This is a genomic window from Gordonia humi (genome assembly GCF_014197435.1).
Taxonomy (GTDB): Bacteria; Actinomycetota; Actinomycetes; order Mycobacteriales; family Mycobacteriaceae; genus Gordonia; species Gordonia humi.
This window is the reverse complement of sequence record NZ_JACIFP010000001.1, coordinates 1,080,770-1,100,159: the sequence shown is the minus strand read 5'-3', so window position 1 is coordinate 1,100,159 and position 19,390 is coordinate 1,080,770. Positions and strand designations below refer to the sequence as shown.

At 68.7% G+C, this 19,390-nt stretch carries 17 protein-coding genes and 1 riboswitch; of the genes, 7 read left to right on the top strand and 10 right to left on the bottom strand.

Annotated features, from left to right (window positions below):
- Positions 1 to 26: 26 nt before the first annotated feature.
- The 3 genes from folE to hpt all read right to left on the bottom strand — a co-directional run bounded on the left by folE (position 27) and on the right by hpt (position 3,727).
- Positions 27 to 656 (bottom strand): GTP cyclohydrolase I FolE, encoded by a 630-nt coding sequence (gene folE, locus BKA16_RS04945; RefSeq protein WP_221246751.1) that lies wholly within the window; start codon positions 654 to 656, stop codon positions 27 to 29.
- Positions 653 to 2,992, bottom strand: coding sequence for an ATP-dependent zinc metalloprotease FtsH (gene ftsH, locus BKA16_RS04940; RefSeq protein ID WP_183369618.1), 2,340 nt, complete (start codon positions 2,990 to 2,992; stop codon positions 653 to 655). Before ftsH ends, folE begins: the two co-directional genes overlap by 4 nt.
- 150 nt (positions 2,993 to 3,142) lie before the next feature.
- Positions 3,143 to 3,727 (bottom strand): hypoxanthine phosphoribosyltransferase, encoded by a 585-nt coding sequence (gene hpt, locus BKA16_RS04935; RefSeq protein ID WP_183369617.1) that lies wholly within the window; start codon positions 3,725 to 3,727, stop codon positions 3,143 to 3,145.
- A gap of 178 nt (positions 3,728 to 3,905) precedes the next feature.
- On the opposite strand from hpt, the gene BKA16_RS04930 reads away from it, so the two are divergent.
- Positions 3,906 to 4,574 (top strand): DUF8020 domain-containing protein, encoded by a 669-nt coding sequence (locus BKA16_RS04930; protein WP_183369616.1) that lies wholly within the window; start codon positions 3,906 to 3,908, stop codon positions 4,572 to 4,574.
- 77 nt (positions 4,575 to 4,651) lie between these two features.
- On the opposite strand, the gene tilS is transcribed toward BKA16_RS04930, so the two are convergent.
- Genes tilS through dacB form a run of 3 tightly spaced genes read right to left on the bottom strand, consistent with a single transcriptional unit; the run spans position 4,652 to position 8,076 of the window.
- The gene (tilS, locus tag BKA16_RS04925) at positions 4,652 to 5,593 is read right to left on the bottom strand and encodes a tRNA lysidine(34) synthetase TilS (RefSeq protein WP_183369615.1); all 942 of its coding nucleotides are present in this window, start codon (positions 5,591 to 5,593) and stop codon (positions 4,652 to 4,654) included.
- Between the two features lie 43 nt (positions 5,594 to 5,636).
- Positions 5,637 to 6,701, bottom strand: a complete 1,065-nt coding sequence (locus tag BKA16_RS04920; RefSeq protein WP_183369614.1) for a zinc-dependent metalloprotease — start codon at positions 6,699 to 6,701, stop codon at positions 5,637 to 5,639.
- A gap of 22 nt (positions 6,702 to 6,723) precedes the next feature.
- Entirely contained in the window at positions 6,724 to 8,076 is a 1,353-nt protein-coding gene (dacB, locus tag BKA16_RS04915) for a D-alanyl-D-alanine carboxypeptidase/D-alanyl-D-alanine endopeptidase (RefSeq protein ID WP_183372905.1), read from the bottom strand.
- A 188-nt stretch (positions 8,077 to 8,264) separates the two neighbouring features.
- Between dacB and BKA16_RS04910 the strand changes: the two genes are divergently transcribed.
- Positions 8,265 to 8,744, top strand: coding sequence for an inorganic diphosphatase (locus BKA16_RS04910; protein WP_183369613.1), 480 nt, complete (start codon positions 8,265 to 8,267; stop codon positions 8,742 to 8,744).
- A 153-nt stretch (positions 8,745 to 8,897) separates the two neighbouring features.
- On the opposite strand, the gene BKA16_RS04905 is transcribed toward BKA16_RS04910, so the two are convergent.
- The 3 genes from BKA16_RS04905 to BKA16_RS04895 all read right to left on the bottom strand — a co-directional run bounded on the left by BKA16_RS04905 (position 8,898) and on the right by BKA16_RS04895 (position 12,612).
- The gene (locus BKA16_RS04905; RefSeq protein WP_183369612.1) at positions 8,898 to 10,598 is read right to left on the bottom strand and encodes an MDR family MFS transporter; all 1,701 of its coding nucleotides are present in this window, start codon (positions 10,596 to 10,598) and stop codon (positions 8,898 to 8,900) included.
- Complete coding sequence (locus BKA16_RS04900) at positions 10,595 to 11,062, bottom strand: MarR family winged helix-turn-helix transcriptional regulator (RefSeq protein ID WP_183369611.1); 468 nt, start codon at positions 11,060 to 11,062, stop codon at positions 10,595 to 10,597. The genes BKA16_RS04905 and BKA16_RS04900 overlap by 4 nt, the downstream gene beginning before the upstream one ends.
- Positions 11,063 to 11,388: 326 nt before the next feature.
- Positions 11,389 to 12,612 (bottom strand): aminotransferase class V-fold PLP-dependent enzyme, encoded by a 1,224-nt coding sequence (locus BKA16_RS04895; RefSeq protein ID WP_183369610.1) that lies wholly within the window; start codon positions 12,610 to 12,612, stop codon positions 11,389 to 11,391.
- A gap of 16 nt (positions 12,613 to 12,628) precedes the next feature.
- Positions 12,629 to 12,743: riboswitch (SAM riboswitch) on the bottom strand.
- A 136-nt stretch (positions 12,744 to 12,879) separates the two neighbouring features.
- Between BKA16_RS04895 and BKA16_RS04890 the strand changes: the two genes are divergently transcribed.
- From BKA16_RS04890 to BKA16_RS04870, 5 genes are read left to right on the top strand one after another with little or no spacing between them, the layout of a single operon-like run.
- A complete protein-coding gene (locus tag BKA16_RS04890) occupies positions 12,880 to 13,635 on the top strand; it encodes a hypothetical protein (RefSeq protein WP_183369609.1) in 756 nt (251 codons plus the stop codon).
- A 36-nt stretch (positions 13,636 to 13,671) separates the two neighbouring features.
- On the top strand, positions 13,672 to 14,829 hold the full coding sequence (locus tag BKA16_RS04885; protein WP_183369608.1) for an SPFH domain-containing protein: 1,158 nt from the start codon (positions 13,672 to 13,674) through the stop codon (positions 14,827 to 14,829).
- Between the two features lie 7 nt (positions 14,830 to 14,836).
- Positions 14,837 to 16,120, top strand: coding sequence for a hypothetical protein (locus tag BKA16_RS04880; RefSeq protein ID WP_183369607.1), 1,284 nt, complete (start codon positions 14,837 to 14,839; stop codon positions 16,118 to 16,120).
- Positions 16,117 to 16,635: a hypothetical protein gene (locus tag BKA16_RS04875; RefSeq protein ID WP_183369606.1), complete on the top strand. Its 519-nt coding sequence runs from the start codon at positions 16,117 to 16,119 to the stop codon at positions 16,633 to 16,635. Before BKA16_RS04880 ends, BKA16_RS04875 begins: the two co-directional genes overlap by 4 nt.
- 9 nt (positions 16,636 to 16,644) lie before the next feature.
- Positions 16,645 to 17,775 (top strand): isochorismate synthase, encoded by a 1,131-nt coding sequence (locus BKA16_RS04870; RefSeq protein ID WP_343067283.1) that lies wholly within the window; start codon positions 16,645 to 16,647, stop codon positions 17,773 to 17,775.
- Here the strand turns inward: BKA16_RS04870 and BKA16_RS04865 are convergent.
- A complete protein-coding gene (locus tag BKA16_RS04865) occupies positions 17,732 to 19,378 on the bottom strand; it encodes a hypothetical protein (RefSeq protein ID WP_246371657.1) in 1,647 nt (548 codons plus the stop codon). The genes BKA16_RS04870 and BKA16_RS04865 overlap by 44 nt on opposite strands.
- Positions 19,379 to 19,390 lie beyond the last annotated feature (12 nt).

The window sequence follows — 19,390 nt, the reverse complement described above, 5'->3', positions numbered from 1 at the left end:
GGTGCGTTGCGGGTCTCCGACCGTGGTCACCGCGTGATCAGGTCCAGCGCTTCGCCGCGGGAGACCGCGCTCGTCTTGAACAGGCCGCGCACGGCCGAGGTGGTCGTGGTGGCGCCCGGCTTGCGGATACCGCGCATCGCCATGCACAGGTGCTCGGCCTCGATCACCACGATCACCCCGCGCGGATCGAGCCGGCGAACCAGAGCGTCGGCGATCTGGCTGGTGAGACGCTCCTGGACCTGCGGCCGCTTGGCGTACAGGTCCACCACGCGCGCCAGCTTCGACAGGCCGGTCACCTGACCGGACTCGCCGGGGATGTACCCGACGTGGGCGACGCCGCGGAACGAGACCAGGTGGTGCTCGCACGTGGAGTACATCGGGATGTCCTTGACCAGGACCAGCTCGTCGTGCCCCTCGTCGAAGACGGTCGCGAGGACTTCGTCCGGCTCCGTGTACAGCCCGGCGAACATCTCCCGATACGCGTTGGCGACCCGGTGCGGGGTCCGCTTGAGCCCCTCGCGATCGGGGTCCTCGCCCAGCGCGAGAAGCAGTTCGCGGACGGCGGCCTCAGCGCGTTCCTGATCGAACTCGCCGATCGCGGCCGGGCCGCGATCGATCCCGTCGATCCTCGTCTGTACTTCGTCGGTCCTCGTCATCGCTTCTCCTCGCCGGACTGGTCTTCGGGCGGCCAGCCCGGTGCGGACCAGTCACGCGGGGCGCCGTAGTCGGGTCGGGTGCCCGGGTACTGGTAGCCCGGTGCGGGCTGCTGTCCGGTCTGCGGCTGCCCGTTCGGGGACTGTCCCTGCGGCGACTGGCCCGGCTGGGGCTGACCTCCGTACTGCGGCGGCTGCCCGTACTGCGGAACCTGTCCGTACTGAGGGGGCTGGCCGTACTGGGGCTGACCACCGTACTGGGGGGCCTGTCCGGGCTGCCCGTACTGCGGTTGCGGTGTCTGCTGCGGGTGACCGTACTGCGGCGGCACACCGATCGCGTCGCCCGGTGCGGTGCCCTGCCATGCCGGTTCCGGCTTCGCGGGCTCCGGGTTCGGAGGCCACGGCTCGCCGCGTTCGACGGCCAGCTCGCCCGGCGTCTTGATCGGCGGCTTGGAGCTCGGCGTGCGATCACCGAAGACGTCGAACTTGGTGATGCGCGGACGCTTCTCGACGCTCGAGAGGATCTCCTCGAGATCCTTACGGACCAACGTCTCCTTCTCCAGGAGCGCACCGGCCAGCACGTCGAGGACGTCTCGGTACTCGTCCAGGATCGCCCACGCCTCGGTGTGCGCGGCCTCGATCAGTTCACGGACCTCCGCGTCGATCTCGGCGGCGACGCCCACCGAGTAGTCCACGCTGCCCGACATACCGCGGCCCAGGAACGGATCGCCCTGCTCCTGGCCGTAGCGGACGGCGCCGAGCTTGGCGCTCATGCCGTACTCGGTGACCATCGCGCGCGCGATCTTCGTCGCCTGATCGATGTCTGAACTCGCGCCGGTGGTCGGCTCGTGGAAGACCAGCTCCTCGGCTGCGCGGCCGCCCATCGCCATCACCAGTCGAGCGATCATCTCCGACCGGGTCATCAGCTCCTTGTCCTGCTCGGGGACGGCCAGGGCGTGACCGCCGGTGCGACCGCGGGCCAGGATGGTGACCTTGTAGATCGGGTCGAGATCGGGCATCGCCCACGCGGCGAGCGTGTGACCGCTCTCGTGATAGGCGACGGTCTTCTTCTCGTGCTCGCTGATGATCCGGCTCTTCCGGCGGGGACCGCCGACGACGCGGTCGACGGCCTCTTCGAGGATCTCGCCGGTGATCACGTTCTTGTGCTCACGTGCGGTGAGCAGCGCGGCCTCGTTGATGACGTTCGCCAGATCGGCGCCCGACATGCCCGGGGTGCGCTTGCCGAGTCCGTCGAGGTCGGCGTCCGGTGCGATCGGCTTGCCCTTGGCGTGCACGGCCAGGATCGCCTTGCGACCGGCGATGTCCGGGTTCGACACCGGAATCTGCCGGTCGAAACGACCCGGACGCAGCAGCGCGGGATCGAGGATGTCGGGACGGTTCGTCGCCGCCATCACAATGACGCCCGAGCGGTCGCCGAAGCCGTCCATCTCGACGAGCAACTGGTTGAGCGTCTGTTCGCGCTCATCGTGTCCGCCGCCCATGCCCGCGCCGCGCTGGCGGCCGACGGCGTCGATCTCGTCGACGAAGATGATGCAGGGGCTGTTCTCCTTGGCCTGCTCGAACATGTCGCGCACGCGGGAGGCGCCGACACCGACGAACATCTCGACGAAGTCCGAACCGGAGATCGCGTAGAACGGCACTCCGGCCTCACCGGCGACGGCGCGCGCCAGCAGCGTCTTACCGGTTCCCGGGGGGCCGTAGAGCAGCACGCCCTTGGGGATCTTGGCGCCCAGTGCCTGGTAGCGAGCCGGATTCTGCAGGAAGTCGCGGATCTCGTCGAGCTCTTCGACGGCCTCATCGGCGCCCGCGACGTCGGCGAACGTCGTCTTGGGCATGTCCTTGGTGAGCTGCTTGGCCTTCGATTTGCCGAAGCCCATCACACCGCCTCGACCACCGCCCTGCACGCGGTTCATCAGGAAGAAGAACAAGGCGAACAGGATGATCATCGGCAGGATGAAGATCAGGATCGACTGCCAGATCCCGGAGTCCTCACTGATGTTCGTCTGGTAGTTCTTGGCGCCCGAGTCCTGGACGGCGGTGAAGATCCGCGGCATCACACCCGACGGGTAGCGCGCGGTGACCTTGGTCTGTTCGGCGTCGTCGACCTTGATCGGCTTCTTCAGCTCCAGCCGAAGACGTTGTTCGCGGTCGTCGATCTGCGCCGACTCCACGTTCTTGTCCTCGAGCTGGGTGATCGCCACCGAGGTGTCGATACCCGCGTATTCGCGGTCGGAGTTCCGCAACACGCTCCAACCCCACAGGGCGAGCAGAATCACGGCCACGATGGCCAGATTGCGGAACAGTTTCTTACGGTTCATGGATATACGCGTGAGGGAGGTCTGCACGAGTGCGACAGTGGGTCGCTCCCGGTCATATCACCCTGGTCCTTCCCGTCGAGGCGACGAATACGAGGCTAGGAGGTCAACGCCCCGGACGCCGTCGATGTTCCCGGCGGGGGCGTCGCCCGCTCAGGACGAGTACACGTCCGGATGCAGAGTGCCGATGTACGGCAGGTCGCGGTACCGCTCGGCGTAGTCGAGCCCGTAGCCGACGACGAACTCGTTCCCGACGTCGAAACCCACATCGGCGACGTCGATCACGGCGCGCATCGCGTCCGGCTTGCGGAGCAGCGTGACCACCTCCAGCGACCGCGGCGAGCGGGTCGCCAGGTTCTTGAGCAGCCACGACAGCGTCAGCCCGGAGTCGATGACGTCTTCGACGATCAGCACGTCGCGACCGGTGATGTCCCGGTCGAGGTCCTTGAGGATCCGGACCACACCGGACGACGACGTCGACGAACCGTAGCTCGAGACCGCCATGAACTCCATCTGCGACGGGATCGGCAGTGCCCGGGCGAAGTCGGTCATGAACATGATCGCACCCTTGAGGACGCCGATCAGGACCAGATCCTCTTCGGCGTCGGCGTATCGCTCACCGACGGCCCGAGCCATCTCCACCGTCCGCGCGTGTATCTGTTCCCGGCTGATCAGGACGGATTCGATGTCTCCGCCGTAACCGCTTTCCGAACCCAAGGCGTTGTCGTCGCGTGCCACGCCTTACAGCTTGTCACGCCGCCCCTGGCGAGAACACATCGGCTCCGGCCGCAACCCTGACAACATTCATTCGAATAGTCCAGCTTTAGTCGTCTGAACGGTTGAATTCATGGGATCATCACGTCTGATCGCCGCATCTCCCTCCGATCCGGCGAGTCCCTCCAAGAGAAAGAAGCACATGGCTCGCAGAAAGTCCGTCCGCGCCCTGGCGGCGGCAGTCCTCACCCTCGTCGTCGCCCTCCCCCTCCTCGCACCTCCGGCGCACGCCGCCCCCGCCCCCGCGCCCGTCAAGGCGAAGGTCACCTCGACCGACGACGATGTCATCGTCCGCGTCGACCACGGCTCGCTGGCCGCCGAGAACGGCGCCCTGGTCTTCCGAAACGATGCGGGCAAGACCGTGCAGACCGTCCCGTTGACGTACATCGGCGAGGACGCCCGCAGCTACCCGATCGACGCGAAGGTCGCCGGCGGGACCGCGACGCTGGTCCCGTCGACGGACGTCAAGCGGTCGACGACCACCCCGACGAGCGTTCTCGACGCCGGCCGCAAGCCCGCGAAGAAGGTCATCTGCGGCCCGGAGACCCGCAAGCAGCGCGATAAGCAGGCGCTGGACCAGCTGAACTCCGAGCTCGGCACCGCTGCGACGATCGGCGGCATCGCGGGCGTCATCATCGGCGCGATCCTCGGCATCGTTCTCAGCGGCGGACCGCTCGCCATCATCTCCTCCCCGATCGGCGCCTTGGTCGGCGCGGCGGGCGGGATCACCGGGGCCGCCATCAACGGCACCTTCGCCCGGTACTTCGGGACGATCAACAGCAAGTTCAAGCCGAAGACCTGCAACATCTGATCCACGGGTCCGCTCGTCACGAGACGGGCCGTTCCGACGTTCCCACCTCATCCGGACCACGGGTGAGGTGGGAACACTCATCTCGGCGACGATTCAGCGGTGAGACCGTCCTGTCGGCGGACCACCGCGAAGCGGGTCGCCGAGTCTCCGCCCACCGCGATCGGCCCCTGGCCGCGCCAGTCGGCGACGAGCGCGTCGACCGCGCTCACGACGCGATGACTCGGAGCCCGCACGCCCAGCGATACGAGCCAGGCTCGGACCACGCGCGTACGGATCGCGGCGGGCACCGCCAGCAGCGGCTCGACTGCCAGACCGTCGTCGGACGCGGTGGCCAGCACCTGCGCGGCGATCGCGTCCAAGGCGTCCGCATCGTCGGTCAACTGCGACGCCGTGCGGGCCAGCGCGTGCGCCACTCCACCCGCCAGCACGTCCTCCAGGAGCGGCATCACCTCGCCGCGGACCCGAACACGGGTATAGCGCGGATCGTCGTTGTGCGGGTCGTCCCACGGCCGCAGGCCCCAACCCGTGCACGCCGCGCGAGTCTGTTCGCGACGGACGCTCAGGAGCGGCCGACCCCACGGCCGGGCCCACGGTCGCATCCCGCACAGCGACCGTGCGCCGGAGCCCCGACCGAGGCCGAGGAGGACTGTCTCGGCCTGATCGTCGAGCGTGTGGCCGAGCAGGACCGGACGGCCGCGGCGCGCGGCGTCGAGCGCCGCGTAGCGAGCGTCCCGCGCGGCGGCCTCCATCCCGCCGTCGCCGTCGACGGTCACGGCGACGACCTCCGCGGTGGCGCCCAGTCCGCGCGCCTGACCGGCGGCGGTCTCGGCGACATCCGCCGAGCCGTCCTGCAGTCGGTGGTCGACGACGATCGCGTGCACGGTCAGTCCGGCGCGCAGCGACGCCGCGGTGAGCGCGAGGGAGTCCGCCCCGCCCGAGAGCGCGACGCAGACGTCGGCCGTGTCGAGATGGTGTGCGGCGAACGTTCGGACGGCGGCGATCAGCGCGCGTTCAGGCATGAGCCGGCCTCACTCGTTCCGCTGATCCGAGCCGACCCCGGTGTCACAGCACGCGCGTGATCCATGCGCTCGGGTCGTCGATCTCGCCGGGCAGGGGCAGCGTCTCGGGCGAGGTCCAGATCGTGTTGAACCGTTCCATGCCGACCTTCTCGACCACCTCGTCGACGAACGCCTTGCCACGGACGTACTGGGCGATCTTCGCGTCCATGCCGATCAGTGTGCGGATCAGCTTCTGGAGCGGGTTCTGCGGTCCGGTGCGGCGAGCGTCGAAGGCCTTGCGGATCGTCTCGACAGTCGGCACGTGCGTCGGACCCACCGCGTCCATGACGTGGTCGGCGTGCCCCTCCAACAGCGTTCCGAGCATCAGCATCCGCTCGAACGCGGCGAACTGTTCGGGCGACTGCAACAGCTGCATCAAGCCGATGACGCCCTTCTCCCTGGGCTTGCCGCTGCGCACCGACTCGGTGACGCGCGCCAGGATCTGAGCCACCGAGTCCTCGTCGCCGGCGGCGAGGTCGGCGATCGTGTCACGCATGTAGCCGGTGATCCACGGGTTCGCCGAGAACTGCACGCGATGGGTCACCTCGTGCAGGCACACCCAGTAGCGGAAGTCCGCGGGCACCACCCGCAACTGGCGTTCCACCCCGATGATGTTGGGCGCCACGAGGAGCAGGACACCGGGTTCGCCGGTCTCCGGGTCGAGGCTGAACGGATCGTACTGGCCGAGGATCGCGCTCGACAGGAATGCGAGCATCCCGCCGGCCTGCACACCCGACAGTTTGGCCGACCAGCCGGTGGCCGGTTCCGACTCGTCGGCGAGCATCGCGGGCATCGAGTTCGACGCGGCGTCTATCCAGCCGGCGCGGTCGACGACGCGGGCGCTCGGCACCCGCAGGCCGTCGGCGAGTCCGGTCACCTCACGCACCGGCCCCTCGGCTCGGACCGCGGCCTCGGCCAACTCCTCGCGTGCCTGCTCGCTGGTGTAGCGGGTCACGCGCGGCCCGGGACGGGCCACCTTCTTCGCGACGGACGCCGCCACGGACCAGTCGATGTCGACCGGCAGGGCTCCTCGGGCGTCGACCTCGTCGGATGTCGCCACGGTGTCCATCGATGCTCCTACTCGGTCGGGGTCAGCCACGGCAGCCGCACTCGCGGAGGGCGCCCGCCACCTGGTCGATGGCCGGGCGCGCGTCCTCGGGGGAGGTGCCGCCGGACATCAATGCGAACGACAGCACACGACCGTCGACGGTCTGCACTATTCCGGTCAACGACGTGACGCCCGTCAGTGTTCCTGTCTTCGCGCGGACCCAGCCCGCTCCGGCGTTCTCGTCGGGGTCGAACCGGTCGGCGAGCGTGCCCGTTCCGGCCGCGACCGGGAGTGTGTCGAGCAGCGACCGCAGCTTGGCCGAGTTGTCGCCGGCCACCGTCGCCGACATCACCCGATCGAGGACCGCTGCGGGCACCTTGTCGCCGTACGAGAGTCCGGAGGCGTCGCGGAGAGTGACGTCGGAGATGTCGAATCCTGCTTTGCGAAGGGCGTCGAGGACGGCGTCGACACCGCCGGAGATGCTCGGCTCGTGTCCGGTGGCCTCGGCGAGTTCCACCGACAGCATCTGCGCGAGCACGTTGTCGCTGAACCGCATCATGTCGCCGACCCGCACCGACAGCGGCGCCGAAGTCACCGAGGCGATCGTCTCGGCGCCGGTCGGCACGTCGACCTGCTCGACCTTCGAGTGCACGCCGAGCGCATCGGCCAGGGCGCGACCGGCTTCGGCGGCCGGATCGTCGGTCCGAGGCGAGTACTCGTCGAGTGGATCGCGTCGTCCGGCGTCGGCCATCAGTGACGACAACGGCGCGATGTCGCCGCCTTCGATGTCACGCTTGTCCCAGGTGCGGTCCATCGACGGCCCCTCGAAGCCCGGGGTCGCATAGGCCACGGACGTGACGTGGACTCCGGACTTGCCGATCTGCTCGGCGAGGTCGCTGATGCGCGCCGGATCGGTGTAGAAGGTCTCGGTTCCGTCGGCCGCGGTCGCCAGGGTCGGGTCGCCCGCCCCGACGAGGATCGCCTGTCCGTCGTCGCCGAGGACCACATGGGTGGTGATCGTCTTGTCCAGCGGCAGCGTCAGCAGGACCGCGGCGGCGGTGAGGATCTTCGCGTTCGACGCCGGGGTCCGCGGATCCGCGGCGCCGCTGCTCCACAAGGTCTGCCCGGTCAGCGGATCGCTCACCTGCCCGGTGAACTCGCCGAGCGCCTTGTCCCGGACCGGCTCGGCCAGCTGAGCCTCGACCCCCGACGCGGTGGGTGCGGGCGCGGTGGGCGGCACCGGTTTGATCACCGAGGTCACCGCGGCTGCCGCGGGCCGCGCCGGAGTCCCGTCGGGAATCGGGTCGGCCCGGTGGGTGTACACCCACCAGCCCGCGACGCCGCCACCGGCGAGAAGGATCACGAGGACCACGATGAGGGCGATTCGCAGGCCCATCCGGCGCTTCTTCGGCGGCTGCGGGGCAGGCGGAATCACCGTCGGTGGTGTCGGCTGGGCCACGGAACCTCCGGTCTGGGACTGCATGGAACAGCCACCACAGTATCGTTGTGTGCCGTTGCACGTGTTCTGCGCGGTGCGCACGACCGCCGTGGCAGAGCGAGTCCCAGACGACAAGGAGACGAAACATGGAGTTCGAGGTCACCGTCGAGATCCCCAAGGGATCGCGGAACAAGTACGAGATCGACCACGAGAACGGGAAGGTCTACCTGGACCGCTACCTGTACACCTCGATGGGCTACCCGGCCGACTACGGCTACATCGACCACACTCTCGGTGAGGACGGCGACCCGCTGGACGCGATGGTCCTGCTCCCCGAGTCGGTGTACCCGGGTGTCATCGTGAAGGCTCGCATCGTCGGCATGTACACGATGACCGACGAGGCCGGCGGCGACGACAAGCTGCTCGCGGTGCCCGCCGGCGACCCGCGCTGGGATCACATCCAGGATGTCGGCGACGTCAACGAGTTCGAACTCAAGGCCATCGCTCACTTCTTCGAGCGGTACAAGGACCTCGAGCCGGGCAAGTCCGTGACGCCGGGCGGCTGGGTCGGCAAGGACGAGGCGAGCAAGGTCGTGCAGGCCGCGATCGAGCGCTACAGCGCCTGAGCCGTACCCGCGCATCCACCGAGATTCAGGGCTCATACGCAGCCCCGAGGACGATCTTCCCTCGGAGGCTCGTATGCGCCCTGAATCTCTGCGCTCATGGATGCGGCAACGGCCGCGCATCGATCCCCACGGCACGCTCGAGCGGAGTCCGCATCACACCTCGGCGGGCACGTCCGGCTTCTCGCCCGACTCGTCGGCCTTCGGACCGCGACCGCGCAGCGGCACCTCGGTCCAGGTGACGGTGCCGATGATCGACAGCAGCGACAGGATCGACACGGACAGGAACACCTTGTCCATCGAGTCGGCGAAACCCTGCTTGATCGGATGCGAGATCGCGTCCGGAAGCTGCTCGATGATCGTCGTGTCCGACATGACGCTGCTGGTGTCCGCCGCGTCGGCCGGCCCCTGCCCCTGACCGGCCGCGGCGAGTGCCTTGCCGAAGCCCGCGACCTTCGGGTTGTCGCTCTGCGCCGCTTCGACGACGGCGGTCTTGAACTCCGGGTGACTCGCGGCCTCTGTCATCTCGCTGGTGATGTTGGTGCCCATGGTGGAGAACAGCAGCGAGAAGAACACGGCGACGCCCAACGTTCCACCGATCTGACGGAAGAACGTCGCCGTACCGGTCGCCATGCCGACATCGCGCATCGGCAGGATGTTCTGCATCGCGAGCATCATCGGCTGCATGAGGCAGCCCAGGCCGACGCCGAGCCCGAACGCCGCGAGCATCACCAGGTACATCGGGGTCCCGGTACCGACGAAGTGCAGCAGGAACGCCATCGCGGTGATCAGGATCGAACCGACGATCGGGAAGATCTTGTAGTGACCGGTCCGCGAGATCGCCTGCCCGGACAGAATCGACGCCGACATCATGCCGACCACCATCGGCAGCATCTGCAGACCGGCCATCATCGGGCTCGAACCGCGAAGCACCTGGAAGTACTGGGGCAGCATCGAGATGCCGCCGAACATCACGGCGCCGACGACGATCGCGATGAACACGCCCTGCGTGAAGATCCGGTTCTTGAAGACGCGCAGCGGGATGATCGCCTCGTCGCCCATCTTGTTCTCGACGACGATGAACGCGATCAGGCCGACCAGACCGATCAGGTAGCAGACGATCGACTCGGTCGACGTCCACCCCCACTCGCGGCCCTGCTCGGCGACGATCAGCAGCGGAGCCACGGTGACGGCGACGGCGGTCGCACCCCAGTAGTCGGTGCGATGCCCCTTCAGCTTCTGCTGCGGGTAGTTGAGCACCTTGTAGACGACGCCGAGGGCGATGACGCCGACCGGGACGTTCACCAGGAACACCCAGCGCCAGCCGGAGATGCCGATGATCGAGTCCGCACCGGCGAACAGTCCGCCGAGCACCGGGCCGAGAACGCTCGACGTGCCGAAGACGGCGAGGAAGTAGCCCTGATACTTGGCGCGCTCACGCGGCGGCACGATGTCGGCGATGGTCGTGAGCGCGAGGGTCATCAGACCGCCCGCACCGATGCCCTGCAGCGCGCGGAAGGCCGCGAGCTCATACATCGACGTCGCCATGGAGCAGGCGAGCGAACCGAGGACGAAGATCGTGATAGCGGCCAGGAAGAACGGTTTGCGCCCGTAGATGTCCGACAGCTTGCCGTACAGCGGCGTGACGATCGTCGACGTCACGAGGTAGGCGGTGGTGACCCACGCCTGCATGTCGTAGCCGTTGAGGTCGTCGGCGATGGTCCGGATCGCCGTCGACACGATGGTCTGGTCGAGTGCCGCCAGGAACATACCGATCATCAGACCGGCGAGAACGGTCAGGATCTGTCTGTGGGTCAGGCCTTTGCCGGGGAAGTCCCCGACTGTCGATTCGGTCATGCGTCGCCTCTCAAATCCTTGTTCATGCTGTGTGCCTCGACGGCGTCGACGAAACGAGTGAGAAGATGCGCGAACGTCGCGAAGTCCTCGTCCGGCCAATCGGCGACCAACTCACCGATCGCCTCGCGACGCCGGGCCGCGAGTACGGCCACCCGTTCGAACCCGTCGTCGGTCAGCACCAGGCGGCAGGCCCGCCCGTCCTCGGGGTCGGGTTCGCGCCGGACCAGTCCGTCGTCGACCAGCTGCGCGACGTGACGACTCATGGTCGACGGGTCGGCGGACATCGCGGCCGCCAGCTCACCCGCCCGGATCGGACCGTGGCGCAGGACGAACAGCGCTCGTTTGGCAGCGGTCTCGGCTCCTCCGTCCGCCGACTTCGCAGACGCCTGGACACTGCGGCTGCGGATCCGCACGAACTTCCCGAGCGCTGAGAACACGTCGTCGATGGATTCCGGCGTCGGCATGTCGATCACTCGCTTACTTGTGCACTACAACTAATTGCCGGTCAAGAATGCCGACGGCGGCGCCCCTCTGCAACCGGGCGGAAATCGGCATATCCGAGATACGGCCGATACGACACCGCCGCCGCGAGCGTCACGCCGATCCGCGAATCCGACACACCGCTTCGACAGGAGCGTCACCGAGCCGACCCTAAGAAACGGCATCTACCAGCAACGAAGCACCGAATCTCGCCGTCTCCACCGCATCGGTGGCAGTGAGGCGAACACGACGTGAGCCGGGCCGTGTCGCGTTCGACACATGCCCGGCTCCGGCGTCGTCGTTGTCGGAATCAGCCCAGTTCGGCGAGCGCCTCCACCAGGCGGTCGACGTCGGCCGAACTCGTGCCGACACCGAAGCTGGCCCGCACCGCACCGCCCGGGCGCCCGATCTTCGCGAGCAGCGGATGCGCGCAGAACTTGCCGTCGCGCACCCCGATGCCGTGGCGACTGCTCAGGTACTCGGCGACCTCCCGCGGAGTGTGTCCGTCGACGACGAAGCTCGCGATCCCGATGCGCGACGGCGCATCGTCGAAGATGCGCAGCGGGTGCACGTGCGGCAGGGCGGCCAGCCCCTCGTCGAGACGTTCCACGAGGAGTTCCTCGTGCCGGCCGATCTGCTCGAAACCGATGTCGCGCAGGGTCTGCGCCGCGGCCGCGATCGACACCGCGCCGAGCACGTTCGGCGATCCGGCCTCGTGCCGTGCGGCGCCGGTGTGCCAGACGACGTCGTCGATCGAGACGGCGGCACCGGCGCCGCCGCCCGCCAGATACGGCTGCGCGGCGTCGAGCCAGTCGCCGCGGCCCACCAGGACACCCGCACCGAACGGCGCGTACAGCTTGTGCCCGGAGAAGACGAGGTAGTCGACGCCGAAGCTCGCGACCGACACCGGCCGGTGCGGCACCAGCTGTGCGCCGTCGACCAGGATCCGCGCGCCGTGTCGGTGAGCGATCCCGGCCAGTCGCCCGATCGGGAGGACCTCGCCGGTGACGTTCGACGCGGCCGTCACGGCGAGCAGTGCGGCGGGTCTGCGCGACAGTTCGGCTTCGAGCGCCCCGAGGGTGTCCTCCAGACTCGGCCGCGACGACACGACACGGGCTCGTCCGGTGCGGGTCCACGGCAGCAGGTTCGCGTGATGCTCGATGTCGAGGACCACCACGTCACCGGGCACGATCGATGCCGCGAGATTGATCGAGTCGGTGGTGTTGCGGGTGAAGACGACGGTGTCGTCGGCGCGGGCTCCGACGAAACCGCGCACCGTCTCGCGCGCCTGCTCGTAGCGGGCGGTGGTGACCTGGGACAGGTGCCCGGCGCCGCGGTGCACGCTCGCGTACTCGGTGAGCGCCGCGCTCACCTGCTCGGCCACCGAGGTCAGTGCGGGCGCCGACGCCGCGTAGTCGAGATTGGCGTAGGCGATGGGCGATCCGGTGGTCGGCACGAGGGCCTCGGCGCCCGCTACCGGAGCGAGGGCACGGATGATCGGACGGCACACGGGGCCATCGAGAACAGCGGTCATGACGAGACTCCTTGGAATTCCACGCTTGTCCGCGACGGTCGACGCGGACCGGGTCGTCACCCGGAGCACCCCACCGTGAAATGGAGGGTTGCTGTCCAGCGAGCCGGGGCTGTCGGCTGGAACTCGTGACCCGTCGTCGACTATGCCTCACCGTCGACCGGCAGCCGAGACTTAAACCCACGGCGAGCGCAATGCCCCCCGGCCGGGTCATTCGGTCGGCCGTCGCGCACCCCCCGTCCACCTCCGGCGACCGATAGAATCGCCCATGTGACGAATCCGTGGGGTCCCGGCGGCCCGCAGCCACCGCAGCCGGGGTCTCCACGCGTCCCGAATCCACCGGCGTATCCGCCGCAGCAGCCCGGCTACCAGCACTTTCCGCAGCAACCGTATCGACAACCGTATCCGCCGTATCCGCAGCAGCAGCTCGCGTATCCGCCTCTGCCACCGCGCAGATCGCGGGCCGGGCTCGTGGTCGCGCTGATCGTCGTCGCCGCGCTCGCGGTGGGCGGCGTCGTCGTGCTGATCCTGGCGCCGTGGTCGTCCCCTGAGCGGAGTTCGGCGCCCTCCCATGAGACCGTGATGCTCGCGCACGGCGTCGGTGTCGACGTCGACGTGCCCGCCGGCTGGCGGGTCGAGACCGGGACGTACGACGGCGACGAGGCGCTGATGATCCTTCCGGACGACGAGGACCGGAGCATGGCGCGGGTGTTCGCCGACATTGACACGATGGACGACGGCGGCCTCGCCGACGAGGTGCATGCGGTCATCGGATTCACCGATGCGTGCGGATCGCAGTTCGCGTCCCTCGACGCGGGCGAATGGGATCACGACACCGAGAACGAGACCAGCGGCGACGCTCGCTTCGTCGCGCACCGCGCCGTCACGGCGGTCGACGGCACCTACTGCTTCGGTATGACCGGCGTCGACTACGGCGCGGCGTCGTCGACGTTGGGCTCCGACGGCGCCGATCTGGTGCAACAGCTCATCGACGACGATGCGATCACCGCGGCGACCGCGGCCTGACAGACTGAACCGACCGACTTCTCGAACGGAGACACCATGGGCATCATCGGCAAGATGCGCGGCGAACTCGTCGACATCATCGAGTGGATCGACGACTCGCGTTCCACTCTCGCGTGGCGCTTTCCGCGCTACAACAACGAGATCAAGAACGGCGCGCAGCTGATCGTGCGCGAAGGCCAGCAGGCCGTGTTCGTCTACCGCGGGCAACTCGCCGACCAGTTCGATCCCGGGCACTACGAACTGACCACCGAGAACCTCCCCATCATGAGCACGATCCAGGGGTGGAAGCACGGATTCAACAGCCCGTTCCGCAGCGAGGTCTACTTCATCAACCGCAGGCCGGTCACCGACCTGCGGTGGGGCACGCCCAACCCGATCACGCTGCGCGACCCCGACTTCGGCATGGTGCAGGTCCGCGCCAACGGGCTGTGCGTGATCCGCGTCGCCGATCCGGCGATCTTCCTCCGCGAGATCATCGGCACCGACAGCGAGGTGAACGCCGACGAGATCACCGAACTGCTGCGCCGGGTGATCTCGACAGCCTTCTCGGACATGATCCTGGAGACCGGAGTCGGTGCCATCGACCTGCAGGGCAAGCAGGTCGAGCTCAGCGAGAAGCTGCGTGACTACGTGCAGAGCCGCGTCGACGACGAGTTCGGCCTGCACGTCGACTCGATCCAGATGAACATCTCGCTGCCCGACGAGATCACCGCCGCGATGACGCGCGGTGTGGCCCGAGGCGTCGAGGAACAGGGCTTCCTCAACAACGTGAACGACCTCGGCCGCTACCAGCAGGCCAAGTCGGCCGACGCGATGCTCGCCGCCGCCCAGAATCCGGGCGGAGGCACCGCGGGCGACATGATGGGCATGGGGATGGGCATGGCGATGGCGAACCAGTTCGCCAACCAGTTCGGCCAGCAGCAGCCGCAACAGCAGGCGCAGGCCGGTCCGCCGCCGATGCCGACCGCGCAGGCCTTCCACATCGACCAGAACGGGACCGCCGCGGGTCCGTACACCGTCGACCAACTGCGCGGGGCCATCACACCGACCACACTCGTGTGGGCGCAGGGCATGGCCCAGTGGACGCAGGCCGGTCAGGTCGCCGCGCTGGCGCCGTTGTTCGCTCCCGCCGGACCTCCGCCGCTGCCGCCGCAGACTCCGCCCGGCCCGCCCGCACCGCCCGAGCAGCAGTAGTCCAGCGATGACGCAGCCTCCTCCGCTGCCGCCGCAGGGCCGCCCGCAACCTCTGACACCGCAGCCCGCGACGCAGCAGTCCTCGACACCGCAGTCCTCGACACCCCAGTCCTCGACACCGCAGCCCCCGACACCGCCGCCGGTACCGTCGGAGCCCGCTCCCGCACCGCCCACCGCGGCCGACCGAGCCCAGCATCACGTCACCGAGCAGACGCGCACCTATCCGTGCGGGTCGTGCGGGGCGCCGCTGGTCTTCGCGCCCGATCAGCAGAATCTGGCCTGCGGGTCGTGCGGTCGGACGTACCCGATCGAGCTCGACGCGCAGGCGCGGATCGTCAAACACGATCTGCGGACGGCGATGGCGGCGATCGCGGCGGGCGCCGTCGGGCTGGCCTCGGTGGGCGGGAACGAGCACGAGGTGGTCTGTCAGTCGTGCGGCGGCACGACCGTCTTCAACGGCAGCCTCACCGCCACGCGCTGCCCGTACTGCGCGACGCCGATCCAGCGCGACGACGTGCAGGATTCATCCGCACGCTTTCCGCTCGACGCGATCGTCCCGCTGCACATCGGCGAGGCGAAGGCGCGCGAGTCGATCGAGAGCTGGATCAACAGCCGCTGGTTCGCTCCGCGCGAGTTCAAGAAGTATCGGACGCTCGGCTCGTTCACCAGCGTGTATCTGTCGTACTACTCGTACGACGCGGATACGACGACCAGCTATCACGGGCAGCGCGGCGACACGTACACGGTGACCGTGGGGTCCGGGGACAACCGGCACACCGAGACCCGCATCCGATGGCGCCCGCGGTCCGGTGTGGTGCGCGACCGGGTTCGCGATCTTCCCGAGGTCGCGAACACCGGGATGGACGCCAAGCGGATCCGCGACCTGGAGCCGTGGCCGATACAGGCCGCGGTGCCGTATACGCCGGAGTTCGTCGCGGGTCATTTCTCGCGGACGTACGACCTGGACCCGCAGAACGTGTTCACCAACGCCGCTCAGCCGCGGATCGACAGCCAGATCGAGTCGTCGATACGACGTGACATCGGCGGCGACCACCAACGGATCAGCAGCAGGTCGACGGCCTACGATCTTCTGCAGTTCATGTATCTGCTGCTGCCGATGTGGCTGCTGACCGTCAACTACGACGGCAGACCCTTCCAGGTGATGGTCAACGGTCTCACCGGTGAGGTGCAGGGCGAGCGGCCGTGGAGCACGGTCAAGATCGCCGCGGCGTCGATCCTCGGACTCATCGTGATCGGTGTGATCGCCTACTTCATCTGGAGAAGCCAATGACCGTTCTCGTCCTCGTGATCCTGTTGGTGCTGGCCCTGGTCGTCGCCGGCGTCGGCCTCTTCGCGTTCGCGCTCGCGCGGTCGTCGAAGAAGACGATGGTCCAGAACGCGGTGATCCCAGGCGTCGCCGTCGCCGTACCGGCCGAGTGGGGCGGTTCGCACGATCCGGAGGCGCGGCTGCACCGTCGTATCCGGGACGCGGTGGCCGCGCTCGACGCCACCATCGGGATGACCGGCGTCGACCAGATCGACGTCCGTGCCCGGCTGATGGTCTCGGCGCAGCAGCTCGACGAGCGTCTGGTCGCGATCTGGTCGCTGCCTCGCCAGGCCAGACAGGCACCGCTCGCCGAGGTGGAGAGCGGTGTCGCCGCCCTCGAATCCGAGGCCGCCGCGGTCGCTTCGTCGTCGGACGACGCGCTCGGCGGATACGTGTCACCGCCTGCGATGCCGCCCGTGCGGGATATCACGGATCCCGCACCCGATCAGCGTCGACGATCGTCGGGAACCGCCGAGTAGCCTGACGGAGTGATCGTCCCGAGCTCCCTGTTCGCGTCCGGTACCGAGTCCTGGCGCGGTGACGGTCGGACCGACGAGTTCGACTCCGTCGCGACCGCCTCACGGGCGCTGGCCGACGGCGGCGTCACCGCGGTGACCGGTGCGTTCGGTTTCGATCCTTCGGGGACGGCGGCGCTGATCGCACCGGAACGCTTCGCTCGCGGCACTCGGAGTGGCGCATCACGACCGCTGCCCGCCGTCGTGTCCTCGGCTCTGACCCCGTCCGATGTGCACACCGATCGGATCCGCCGCGTGCTCGCCGCGATCGACGAGGGCGTCGTCGACAAGGCCGTACTGGCACGCACGCTCGAGATGACCTTCGACGGTCCACTCGACCCCGCCGACGTGTTCGCCCGTTTCCTCCCCGGACCCGACGCCGCGACCACGACGGCGTTCGCGGTGCCGCTCGATCCGGCACCCGGTCGCGCCGACCATTGGCTGATCGGCGCCAGCCCGGAGCTGCTGATCGCCAAGACCGGACGGACGGTCACCTGTCATCCGTTCGCCGGCACCACTCCGCGGGGCGTCGACGCCGAGTCCGACCGGCGCGCCGTCGCGGCTCTGCGGGCATCCGACAAGGATCTGCGCGAGCACGCGTTCGTCGTGGAGCAGATCGTCGACGTCCTCGCACCGTTGTGCCGTGAACTCGACGTGCCCGACCGTCCGCAGATCGAGTCGACGCCCGCCGTCTGGCATCTGGCGACACCGATTCGCGGAGTGCTGACCGACGAGTCGATCACCGCGCTCGACCTGGCCGCGCTCACGTCCCCCACCCCGGCCGTCTGCGGGACGCCGCGCGCGGCCGCCGCACGACTGATCGACGAGGTCGAGGGATCCCGCGACTTCTACGCGGGCGCGGTCGGGTGGTGCGACGCCGCGGGCGACGGGCGGTGGATGGTGTCGATCCGCTGTCTCGAACTCGATGCGGCGGGCACCGGAGTCACGACATGGGCGGGCGGCGGCATCGTCGCCGGTTCGGATCCGGCCGCGGAGGTGGCCGAGACCGAGGCCAAGTTCCGCACCGTGCTCGGAGCGTTGGGCGTCGATCCCGCCGATCTCACAGACCGCTCCCGGCCCGCGCCCGCTCCCACATCGACGTGAACGCCTCCGCACCGGAGAGCAGGTCGCCGCGCAGGGCGGGCCCCTCGGCGCCCGCCTGATCGAGGAGATCGGCACACCAGTCCGGGTACAGACCGTAGTGCGGGACACCGTCGTCGTTGAGGTCGTACACGCGCGTCCCGGCCCTCATGCGCGTCATCCGCGCACCGTTGATCGCGGTGAACGGATACCGCAGAGTCGTCTCGGCGGTGGGTTCGGGAAGCGGTGCGAGACCGTTCACATCCGAGCCGTATCCGTATCCGCCGACCCTCGGACCGGACCGGTTCGCCTTCCATTCGTCGAGGAAGCCGATGCCGCCGTCGTCGGAGTGATGGGCGGGGTGTGAGTAGCCCGCGGCGAATCCGCTGAGTGCGACGGTCCGGTGCAGGATCGTCCGGTCGGCCCACGAATGCGCCGACATCACGCCGCTGTACGAACGGGTCTCCAGCATCTCGAGCACGCTCGTCGCGGTCGTGACGCCCATGTGGTCGATGTTGACGATCATGCCGCGGTCCATCATTCCGGCGACGACCCGGCGTCCGAGGTCGGTGAGTCCGCGGACGTTGCGGACCGGACCCGACGGGTAGACGGGGACGCCCACCCCGCGCAGGGCGGGAACGCTGCGCAGGAGTCGGGCGAAGTCGTCGGCGGCGAATTCGACGCTGTGGTCGGCGGGGCCGTCGCCCGCGGGCTCGGCCCGCCAGAACCGTCCGGTCGAGAGGCGATTGCCGATGTTGATCGCGATGCCGGTGACGCCTGGGTCGAAGCGGGTGCCGCCGAACGCGTTGTCGAACTTGTGCACCGGGAACAGGTTGTTGATGCCGAGGGAGACCATCTCGTCGAGACCGCGATCCACGTCGTCCGCGGTGCATTGCGGACGACCGTCGACGATGCGCCCGCCGAACAGCTCCGAGTTCTCCACGCCGAGCACCACCGCGAGCTTCCCGTCGGCGGCGACGGTCCGTACATCCGCGGGGGTGCGGGCGATCCGGAACCACCCCTTGCCGGGGCCGCCGCATTCGCGGTCGATGTAGTCCTGCATACGGTGGACGAATCGGTGCTGGACCCGCACCTCGTCCATCTCGTCGATCCGCTTGGACATCCCGCTGTAGAGTTCGGCGATCACCCGGTTGCTCACCAACAGCGCGTTGATCACGCGGAGTCCGCCCCGCCAGGCGCGTTCGACGAACCGATAGTAGGCCTGTTCGTGGAGTTCGCTGTTGTACGTCGGCCAGGTTCGGAACGTCGGCCATCCGTCGCGCCCGGCGGCGAGGTCGCCGCCGCCGACGATCGCCTCCAGCAACGCACCGGTCCCGAGTCCCGCGTGCGCTTCGCATCCGGCGAGTGCCTCCTGGATCGGTCCGATCGGACTGCCGCACCGCATGGTGCCGCCGAACGCCTTGCTCGCGGCCAGATGTGCGTGCGCGTCGATCAGCCCGACGATGCGTCCGCCGGCCGCTCCGCCCGAGCCCGCGCGCAACACTCCGAGATCGACGGGATCCACCGCGGCCGAGGCTCGCGGTGCGACGCCGGACGCGCCGACACCGAGCGCGAGCGCGGCCGCCGAACTCGAGATGAACTGACGCCTGGTGACGCGGTGTGCCATCGACAGCCCCCG

Bases quoted from the DNA above. Each gene is read 5' to 3' on its own strand.
- folE (WP_221246751.1), bottom strand. From the start codon at position 656: ATGACGAGGACCGACGAAGTACAGACGAGGATCGACGGGATCGATCGC.
- ftsH (WP_183369618.1), bottom strand. From the start codon at position 2,992: ATGAACCGTAAGAAACTGTTCCGCAATCTGGCCATCGTGGCCGTGATT.
- BKA16_RS04875 (WP_183369606.1), top strand. From the start codon at position 16,117: ATGACCGTTCTCGTCCTCGTGATCCTGTTGGTGCTGGCCCTGGTCGTC.
- tilS (WP_183369615.1), bottom strand. From the start codon at position 5,593: ATGCCTGAACGCGCGCTGATCGCCGCCGTCCGAACGTTCGCCGCACAC.
- BKA16_RS04865 (WP_246371657.1), bottom strand. From the start codon at position 19,378: ATGGCACACCGCGTCACCAGGCGTCAGTTCATCTCGAGTTCGGCGGCC.
- BKA16_RS04885 (WP_183369608.1), top strand. From the start codon at position 13,672: ATGGGCATCATCGGCAAGATGCGCGGCGAACTCGTCGACATCATCGAG.
- BKA16_RS04910 (WP_183369613.1), top strand. From the start codon at position 8,265: ATGGAGTTCGAGGTCACCGTCGAGATCCCCAAGGGATCGCGGAACAAG.
- BKA16_RS04895 (WP_183369610.1), bottom strand. From the start codon at position 12,612: ATGACCGCTGTTCTCGATGGCCCCGTGTGCCGTCCGATCATCCGTGCC.
- BKA16_RS04920 (WP_183369614.1), bottom strand. From the start codon at position 6,701: ATGGACACCGTGGCGACATCCGACGAGGTCGACGCCCGAGGAGCCCTG.
- BKA16_RS04900 (WP_183369611.1), bottom strand. From the start codon at position 11,062: ATGCCGACGCCGGAATCCATCGACGACGTGTTCTCAGCGCTCGGGAAG.
- BKA16_RS04905 (WP_183369612.1), bottom strand. From the start codon at position 10,598: ATGACCGAATCGACAGTCGGGGACTTCCCCGGCAAAGGCCTGACCCAC.
- dacB (WP_183372905.1), bottom strand. From the start codon at position 8,076: ATGGGCCTGCGAATCGCCCTCATCGTGGTCCTCGTGATCCTTCTCGCC.
- BKA16_RS04930 (WP_183369616.1), top strand. From the start codon at position 3,906: ATGGCTCGCAGAAAGTCCGTCCGCGCCCTGGCGGCGGCAGTCCTCACC.
- BKA16_RS04880 (WP_183369607.1), top strand. From the start codon at position 14,837: ATGACGCAGCCTCCTCCGCTGCCGCCGCAGGGCCGCCCGCAACCTCTG.